This window comes from Pseudarthrobacter sp. rb, from assembly GCF_056389225.1.
Map to the genome: position 1 here is coordinate 21,841 of NZ_JBWJAR010000030.1, position 9,099 is coordinate 30,939.

A 9,099-nucleotide genomic window follows, 5' to 3' on the forward strand; every position below is an offset into this window, starting at 1 on the left:
ATGGCCACCAAAACCACAGCAGAGAAGCTTGCCACCATCCAGCAGGGCTACACGCTGGAAGGCGCCACCATCGAACTGGGAGCCGCCATCATCGACGGCGAGCTCCACAAGGACGCGCCGGTGCGGCTGCCGCTGGCCATGATGAACCGGCACGGGCTGGTGGCCGGAGCCACCGGTACCGGCAAAACCGTCACACTGCACATGATGGCCGAGCAGCTGTCCACGGCAGGTGTGCCCGTGTTCCTGGCCGACATCAAAGGTGACCTTTCCGGCCTGGCGACGGCCGCCGTCGGCAGCGACAAACTCAGGGCCCGCACGGACAGCATCGGCCAGGCGTGGCAGGGGAAGACGTTCCCCGTGGAATTCCTCGCGCTGGGCGGCGACGGCAACGGCGTCCCGGTCCGCGCCACCGTGACCTCGTTCGGGCCCATCCTGCTCTCCCGGATTATGGAACTGAATGACACCCAGGAGTCCAGCCTTCAGCTGGTGTTCTACTTTGCGGACAAGAACGGCCTGGAGCTGATCGACCTCAAGGACCTCCGCGCCGTCATCCAGTTCCTCACCTCGGACGAGGGCAAGGACAAGCTTGAGGAACTCGGTGGGCTCTCCAAGGCGACCGCCGGCGTGATCCTGCGGGAGATCGTGAACCTGGAAGCGCAGGGGCTGGAGAAGTTCTTCGGCGAACCGGAGTTCGACACCGCGGAACTGCTGCGCACCGCCCCCGACGGCCGCGGCGTGGTTACCTGCCTGGAACTGCCCACCCTGCAGACCAAGCCCATGCTGTTCTCCACCTTCCTGATGTGGCTGCTGGCAGACCTGTTCGAGGACCTGCCCGAGGCCGGCGACCTGGACAAGCCCAAGCTGGTGTTCTTCCTCGACGAGGCCCACCTGCTGTTCAACGGCGCCTCCAAGGCTTTCCTGGACGCCATCACCACCACCGTCCGGCTGATCCGGTCCAAGGGCGTGGGCATCTTCTTCGTCACCCAGACTCCCAAGGATGTTCCCGCCGACGTCCTGGGGCAGCTGGCCAACCGGGTCCAGCACGCCCTGCGCGCCTTCACCCCCGAGGACGCCAAGGCCCTCAAGGCCACGGTGTCCACCTTCCCCCTGAGCGACTACGACCTGGAAGAGACACTGACCTCGGCGGGCATCGGCGAGGCCGTCATCACCGTCATGAACGAAAAGGGCGCACCCACTCCTGTGGCGCTCACCCGGCTGCGGGCCCCGGAATCCGTCATGGGCCCCAGCGAGGACGCCCTGGTCCGCAGCACGGTGGCGGGTTCGGCGCTGCTGGGCAAGTACGGAACTGCGGTGGACAACCCCTCCGCCTACGAAAAACTCAATGGCAAGGCCGCGGCGCCCACAGGACCGGCGGCATCTGCACCTCCTGCCGGCGCGCCTGACACCGGGGCACCTTCCGCCGGTAGCGGCGCTCCCGGCGCGTACGACGTTGACGCCGAGGCCCGCCGGATCGAGGAGGAGATCCTGGGCAGGCCAAGCAGCAGGCCCGCGCAGGTACCCGAACCCCAATACACTGACCCCCAATACGACGAACCGCGGGCCTCCGAGTCCAAGCCGCGGGCCAAGGCGCCCCGGACGCGCCAGTCCCAGCCCCGCCAGCCGGAGCCGCAGCCGCAGCCGGGCGGCATGATGGGTGATCTTGGCGGAGTTCTCGGCGGCGCCCTGGGCGGCGGACTGAAGAGCATGGCGCGGTCCATGGGCACACAGCTGGGCCGCGAACTGCTCCGCGGAGTGTTCGGAACCTCGTCCCGGCGCCGCCGCCGCTGACCCCGCCACTGGTGTCCCGGGCCTTAGCCAAGGCTCCTGCCGAGGCTGTCCCCGCGTGCCGCCGTCGGGCGTTACGTAGGTGGTGTCCGCCGGATTAGGGGGACACCAACTTTAGAGTGCGTCCGCACTGACGTTACTGTGTAGAACGTGCAGATGAGTCAAGCGTTGGTGAGGATCGCGGCCGGATGGCTGCTGGGCCTCATGCTTGCCGTCGCCGCAGCCATTGTGGCCATCAACGTGGTGAACAATACCGTAGCCAGTCCGCAGCAGCCGGTCAGGGAATACCTGGACGCGCTCAGGAGCGGGGACGGCGGGCGTGCACTGGGGATCCTGCGGGCCGCAGTTCCGCCCAGCAACGCCGCCATGCTGGACGGCAGCGGGTTGCAGACCGCTGCGTCCCGCGTCACCAATGTCTCCATCGGGGACCCGCAGGAACGCCCGGGGAACCAGGTCATGGTCCCCATGGAATACACCATCGACGGCAGCCGGCTGCACACCGAATTCCTCCTGCAGAAGACCGGCACCGAGTGGCTGTTCTTCAACACGTGGGCATTCGTCCCATCCCGGCTGCCCACCGTTGACATCACCGTGGTCAACGGCAACGAGGCCGTGGTGAACGGTGTTCCGGTGAACATGCCCAACGGCCGCAATTCCTTCGCCGTGTTCTACCCCGGTGAGTACGAGGCCTCATTGGATGGGCAGTACTTCTCGGCGCCCGCCACGCGTGCCACGGTCACCGCCAAGGACGCCCCGGTGGCGCCGCTGAACCTGCTGACCCAGGCCACGGACAAGCTGAAGAACGATGTTGCCGCCAAGGTCAGGGAATTCCTGGACGGCTGCGCGGCCGAAGCCGTGAAGGAACAGAAGCTCCAGCCGGACTGCCCCTTCTATTACGCCAGCAACAACCGGGTCCAGGACGGCAGTATCCGCTGGACCGTCACCGAGTATCCGGGGGTATCAGTTGAGCCGTTCGACGGCCGGTGGGTAGTGTCGCCGCTGGACGGCAAAGCCAAGGTTGAGGCGCTCCAGCAGAACGCCTTCACCGGGGCCTGGTACCCGCTGGACGCCGAGGTGGACTTCAGCTTCACCACCCGCCTGGACGTATCCGGTGACGCGGTCAAGGTCACCCCCCAGCTGAGCTTCTAGCCCTGCCGGGTCTGCCTGCTACAGACTGGCACAGTTTTGACGCCATTCCGGCGGTGTTCGTCACTGTCCTAGACCCAATCCAGCCGAAAACTGGGCTGGTTTGGCTGTGCCCACCGCAGTGAGCCCCTGGCCAGCACCTCCCGGACCTGCGCCAGAACGGATTCAGGCGCATGAACCACGTCATCGTAAAAGAACCTGAGTACAGGCAGTCCATGGCGCACCGCCTGGTTGTCCCTGCGACGGTCCTTTTTGAATTGCCGGGGTTCCAGATGGAAAGCGAGCCCGTCGATTTCCACGATCAGGAAACCCTCCAGCAGGAAGTCCACCCGGCCGATGCCGTCGATCCACACCTGCGTCTCGGTGGCTATGCCGGCTTCCCTGAACAGCACCCTGGCCAAGGTTTCCAGGAGGGAGCCCGCACCGCGTTCAACCTTGGACACAACGTTCCGTGCCTTGCCGGACCGGTTGCCGTTCAGATGGCGGAACAGGAAGGACGGCTCAATGTCCCCGCGGTTGTAGGCGCACTCCACCATGACCAGCGACTCGAGTTCAGGCAGGCACAGCAGCGCGTGAAGCAGGACGTCGGGCAGCGCGGCAAGGGTCCGGTGATGGGCCTGCTGTGTCAACGGAAGTCGGTGGCTGACACAGCGGACTGCGCTCCTCCCGTTGGTCTGCCAGTAGTGGGGCCGCGGCGGGGGTTGAAGCTGCCAGAGACCGTACTGCCGGGCGGCGGATGCACATGTCAGGAGGCTCCGGGCTCGCCCTGCGGCCACTAGGTCCGCTTCAGCGCCCGCAACGGCCAGCAACCCTCGCTCCAGCCGCGCCACCTGCCCACCCCGGATTGCGCGTCGGATGTCCGTATCCGTCGCACCGGCGGCGATAACGTCACGCCGCAACAACACTCCTCCAGCTGCCTTGAGAATTTCGGTGGGGTCCATCAGGCCACAATGTCTGAACCGGGTGGCTGGCGGCAGGTATCCGGGCGCCATGTGGACAAACGGGCTCTCAAACTGGCCCAGTTTTCGGGCTGCTGGAACAGAACTGGCCCGGTTTTCAGGCTTCAACAGTCTGAAACCGGGCCAGTTCGGCAGGACCGTCGCCGGGTCAGTCCATCCCGCGGAGGTCCAGGACCAGTTCGGTGTCGCCGTCGGCCTGCAGGACCACGGGGATGCCCCAGTCCTGCTGGTACAGGTGGCAGGCGGCGTGGTCCGGGATCTCGCCGTCCTCGGTCTCGGGGCCGTCGCAGGCCGCGGCGCGGGCGGTAATGTGCAGCACGCCCTCGGGAACGTCCGCGGACAGCTCCAGGGTGCGGAGGAGGCCCACCGAGGTGCCGCCGCCGGCCACCAGCAGCTCGGGCGGCGTGGAGGAGATCTTCAGCTGCGTGGGATCGCCCCAGCGGTCATCGAGCTTCTGCCCGGTGGGAGCCGTGAAGCGCACGGTCAGGTCCAGCGTGCCGGGCGCCACGGGGCTCTTGGGCCGCTGGGTCTGGGACGCACCCTCATCCACCTGCTGCGCTTCCTTGGGGATGGGCACGTACACCAGCTGGTGCTTGTTGGCCTCGACCACCACCAGGAGGGGCTCGGAACCGGCGGACTGGGTGTGGTCCACGATCACGTCGGACGGCTCGGCAAGCCCGCGGGCCAGCGTGGACACGGTACCGGTTGCGGGGTCGTAGCGGCGTACGGCTCCGTTGTAGGTGTCAGCGATCGCCACGGAGCCGTCGGGCAGGACGGTCACACCGAGCGGGTGCTGAAGGCGGGCTTCGGCGGCGGGTCCGTCGCGGAAGCCGAAGTCGAACAGGCCCTTGCCCACGGCGGACTCCACGGTGATGGAGGCATCGTCGGCAATGACCAGCTTGCGGAGCGCCGAGGTCTCGGAATCCGCCACCCAGATGTTGCCGTCCGCATCCTCGGCCAGGCCGGAGGACTGGGCGAACCAGGACTCGTGGGCGGGACCGTCGAGGAGCCCTTCCAGGCCGTTGCCGGCGATGATCGACACGGCGCCGGTGACGGGGTCGAAGCTGAAGATCTGGTGCGTGCCGGCCATGGCCACCACCACCGCGTTGAGCTTGCGCGACCATACAACATCCCACGGCGAGCTCAGCGCAACATCCAGCGGGTCAGTGCCCAGCGAGCCGCTGAAGCCGGCGCCTTCCTCGTCCACACGGGCCGGGCCGGTTTCCAGCAGGCGCTGGATGCCGTTGCCCGCCAGGGTGGAGGCCTTGCCGTCCGTGAGCGAGAGTCCACGCAGGCGGTGGTTGACCGAGTCGGCAATCACGACGTCGTAGCCCGCCTTGGCTGCCACGTCTTCAGGGAGCAGGACCAGGCCCTGGGGCTCGTTGAACTGGGCGCTGGCGGTGTCCCCCGCGGCGGGTCCGTCAGCGTAGCCCTTGGTGCCCGAGCCGAAGGTCGCCAGCACGGTTTCGAAGTCGGTGCCGAGTTCCACCAGGCGGTGGTGGCCGGTGTCGGTGACCAGCCAGGAACCCTTCTCCGCAGCAACGGAAGCCGCTGCACCTGCGGGCGTGCCGCCGTCGGCCGTTCCAGCCGTGGACCCGCGTCCCGGCGGGAGGAAGAGTGCCTTGCCGGGGAAACGCAGCGTGCCGGACGTTGCCTCGGGTGCCACGTAGGGGCCGGAGCCGCGGTGCAGGGTGCCCTTGGCCTCGTGCTCGGCGATCAGTTCGGGGATCAGCACCGCGAGCCCGTCCGCGTGGCCTTCGCCGGAAAGGTGCGCCACGATGTAGCCTTCAGGGTCGATGACCACCAGGGTGGGCCAGGCACGGGCGGTGTACGCCTTCCAGGTGTCCAGCTCGGGGTCGTCCAGGACAGGGTGGTGGATCTCGTAGCGCTCCACGGCTGCCGCCAGCGCCACCGGGTCCGCCTCGTGTTCAAACTTGGGCGAGTGGACTCCCACGGTGACCAGCACGTCCGAGTACTGCTGCTCGAGCGGCCGCAGCTCATCGAGGACGTGCAGGCAGTTGATGCAGCAGAAGGTCCAGAAATCGAGGAGCACGATCTTGCCGCGCAGGGCTTCGAGGTCCAGGGACTTGCCACCGGTGTTCAGCCAGTTGCGGCCCACCAGTTCGGAGGCCCGGACCCGGGCATGGGTGCGTACGGTTTCGCTCATCAGCGTCCTTCCAGCTTGTTGCGTTCAGCCAGCTTGGCGTCGCGTTCGGCCAATTTGGCAAACATATCGTTGTAAGCGGTCAGATCGGCGTCGTTATTCCTGTCCGCCGCGCGGTCCACCCGTTTGGTCTCCCGCTGGTCCGACCTGGACCACATGACGGCGACGCCGATCGCCACCAGGAGCGTGGGCACCTCGCCGATGCCCCAGGCCACCGCGCCACCGGCCTGCTGGTCCAAAAGGGCCGACGGCCCCCAGGTACGGCCCAGGTTGCCGAAGTAGTCCGCTGCCATCAGGCCTGTGCCGCCCATGATGGACACACCGAAGAAGGCATGGAAGCCCATGGTGGCCAGGAGCAGCAGCAGCCGCATGGGGTACGGGGCCCGGCGCGGCAGCGGATCCGTGCCGATCATGCTCAGCACGAAGATGTATCCGGTGAGCAGGAAGTGCAGGTTCATCAGTTCGTGGCCCACGTGCTCGCGCATGGCGAAGCCGAACAGGTCCGAGTAGTAGAACAGGATGATGGAGCCGGCAAAGTTCGCAGCCGCGAACAGCGGGTGGGTGACCAGCTGCGAGAACTTCGAGTGCACGAAGACCAGGATCCACTCGCGGGCGCCGCGGGAGCCGTCGCCGCGGGCGGGCAGGGCACGCAGGGCCAGGGTCACCGGCGCGCCCAGCACCAGGAAGATCGGGGCCACCATGGTCAGCGCCATATGGTCCACCATATGGGCGGAGAACAGGATGCGGCCATAGACCGACGGCGGCCCGGACGTGATGTACGTCAGCACCACCAGGCCGATGACCCAGTTCACGGACCGGAACCACTGCCAGGAGTCTCCGCGCCGGCGGACCTTGGCAACGCCCAGGAAGTAGGTGACCAGGCCGAAGAGGGCAACGCCGACCCAGATCCAGTCCAGGCGCCACTCAGTGAGCCAGCGTTCCGGGGTGAGCTCAGGCGGCAGCTCGTAACCGCTGAGGATGAAGGCCGGTGAGGCGTTGGGCGCCAGCTCCGTCGGCTGCGGCGGGGCTGAACGGCCCAGGGCCACGGCGATGCCGGACGTCGCACCCATGATCAGCAGCTCCGCCAGGACCAATTGCCACAGCACCCGCCGTGAAGACATGGTGGCCCCCTTGCGGCCCAGCTGCGGGATGACCCACTGCCGGTGCATGAAGCCGATGCCGCCGAGGACCACTGCCGCTGCCGTCTTGGCCAGGATCAGCTGCCCGTAGGCGGAGCCGAAGAGATCCGACCAGCTGGTGACGCGGATGCTGGCGTTGATGATTCCGGAGGCGAAGACCAGGACAAAAGCGAAGCCGGCCAGGGTGGAGAAGCGGCGCAGCGTGGGCTCGGTGATGTCTGTTGCTGCCCCCGGCTTGCTGCCTGTCAGGATCCCGGACAGCAGGGCCAGGATGATGATGCCGCCCACCCAGGTGCTGACCCCCACCAGGTGCAGGCCGAGGGAGTTGATGGCGCCCTCATGATCCGACGAGCTGGAGGAGTGGCCGATCAGGGCCGTGGGCACCAGGCCGATGAGGGCCAGGATGAGGGTCAGGGCCAGGCCGCCGAGGGACCGGACGCCGAACAGGGCGGTTGTCACCACTGCGGCAATGATGGTGACGGCGAGCCAGGCCCGGCCCGTATCGATGTCCGTCATGAAATAGACCAGGGCCTGCGTAAAGGCGGGGTCGCCGGACAGCCCCTGACCGGCCACGTCGGCGTAGGTGAGCACCAGGACCGCGATGGCGGACAAGGTCCACACTGCGCCCGCAGCGGCAGCCACAGCCAGCGCGCGGGTGAACGCGGGATGTTCGGGCGCCCCGCTGCCGGCGGGAGTCTCCCGGTCCCGGCCATGTGCGTTTAGGTTCTTAAGGTTCTTCGGGAGGATGCCGACGGCGAAGATCAGGCCGCCGACAACAGTCGCCAGGGACACGTTGTGGATGGCCTTGCTGATGGGCAGCCCCCAGCGGACCAGGGCTCCCGGGTCGGCGACGCTGCGGGCCGCTGCTGCACCGGAGAAGATCAGTGCTGCTGCGAGGCCCAGGAAGAGCGCTGCCAGGCCTGCCAGCTGCCAGGGCACCGGGATCCCCCGGTTTCCGGCGTCCCGGACCGCAGCTCCCTTGCCAGGACTGGTCTGGGGCGGGGTGGAACGTGGTTTTGCGGCAGAAGACACCATTCCATTGTCCGCTACGCCCGCCCGGGCAGCGAATCCGGGTTAAACGCCAAGGAGCGGCAACCCGTGGGGTTGCCGCTCCTGTTCCAGCCGGCTGCATACCGGCCGGGAATAAGCTCTACTTCTTGGAGACTGCAGCCTTCAGCTTGGAGCCGGCGGTCAGCTTGACGCTGTGGCCTGCTGCAATCTGGATGGTTTCGCCGGTCTGCGGGTTGCGGCCGGTGCGGGCTGCACGGTCGGTACGCTCGACGGCGAGCCAGCCCGGGATGGTGATCTTCTCGCCGGCGGCGACAGAAGTCTCGAAAACCTCGAACAGTGCGTCGAGGACGGAGTTGACGGCAGCCTGGCTGGTGCCGGCCTTGCCAGCTACCTCTGCAACAAGTTCACTACGGTTCTTAGCCATTGATGTCCTCCTGGACGGTTCTGATTCTGGAGCCTGCACACGGCATGCGCGCAGGCCACTGTTCGAAAACTTACCAGCTTGGGCGGTTCCGGGCCGCAAATTCCGCGTGTTTCCGCCATTTTTTGAGGTTAATCACCGAATCTTTGGGCCTTTTCACCCTCCTCAACCCATCACGGGCATGCCGCAGCACCGCGGGCCACGCTTGGCTGACAGGTGCGTACGACGGCGGCCGGCACGTCCCAGCCACCGCCCGCCAGGGTGCATGGCCAGAAGGCCCGCAGTGCGCGGTGTTTTGTTTGTTAAATGTGGGAGGCCCCAACCGTGTGTGGTTGGGGCCTCGACCATGAATGATGTTCCGGCGGTGACCTACTCTCCCACACCCTCCCGGGTGCAGTACCATCGGCGCTGTGGGTCTTAGCTTCCGGGTTCGGAATGGGACCGGGCGTTTCCCCCACGCTATGACCGCCGTAA

General features: G+C 67.0%; 6 protein-coding genes and 1 rRNA gene. 2 read left to right on the forward strand and 5 right to left on the reverse strand.

From position 1 onward, the window contains the following. Both ACWRN3_RS22000 and ACWRN3_RS22005 read left to right on the forward strand, forming a co-directional pair. On the forward strand, window positions 1-1,788 hold the full coding sequence (locus tag ACWRN3_RS22000; RefSeq protein WP_476741925.1) for a helicase HerA-like domain-containing protein: 1,788 nt from the start codon (window positions 1-3) through the stop codon (window positions 1,786-1,788). Between the two features lie 153 nt (window positions 1,789-1,941). Next, window positions 1,942-2,934, forward strand: coding sequence for a hypothetical protein (locus ACWRN3_RS22005; RefSeq protein ID WP_255173626.1), 993 nt, complete (start codon window positions 1,942-1,944; stop codon window positions 2,932-2,934). A gap of 68 nt (window positions 2,935-3,002) precedes the next feature. Here ACWRN3_RS22005 and ACWRN3_RS22010 read toward each other — a convergent pair whose 3' ends face one another. The 5 genes from ACWRN3_RS22010 to rrf all read right to left on the reverse strand — a co-directional run bounded on the left by ACWRN3_RS22010 (window position 3,003) and on the right by rrf (window position 9,098). Next, window positions 3,003-3,560: an endonuclease domain-containing protein gene (locus ACWRN3_RS22010; protein ID WP_476741926.1), complete on the reverse strand. Its 558-nt coding sequence runs from the start codon at window positions 3,558-3,560 to the stop codon at window positions 3,003-3,005. 478 nt (window positions 3,561-4,038) lie between these two features. After that, window positions 4,039-6,057: an NHL domain-containing thioredoxin family protein gene (locus ACWRN3_RS22015; RefSeq protein WP_476741927.1), complete on the reverse strand. Its 2,019-nt coding sequence runs from the start codon at window positions 6,055-6,057 to the stop codon at window positions 4,039-4,041. Continuing rightward, window positions 6,057-8,228 (reverse strand): bifunctional copper resistance protein CopD/cytochrome c oxidase assembly protein, encoded by a 2,172-nt coding sequence (locus tag ACWRN3_RS22020; RefSeq protein ID WP_476741928.1) that lies wholly within the window; start codon window positions 8,226-8,228, stop codon window positions 6,057-6,059. Before ACWRN3_RS22020 ends, ACWRN3_RS22015 begins: the two co-directional genes overlap by 1 nt. 115 nt (window positions 8,229-8,343) lie before the next feature. After that, window positions 8,344-8,628 (reverse strand): HU family DNA-binding protein, encoded by a 285-nt coding sequence (locus tag ACWRN3_RS22025; protein ID WP_011693739.1) that lies wholly within the window; start codon window positions 8,626-8,628, stop codon window positions 8,344-8,346. 353 nt (window positions 8,629-8,981) lie between these two features. Continuing rightward, window positions 8,982-9,098 (reverse strand): 5S ribosomal RNA (rrf, locus tag ACWRN3_RS22030). Between the last annotated feature and the right edge of the window lies 1 nt (window position 9,099).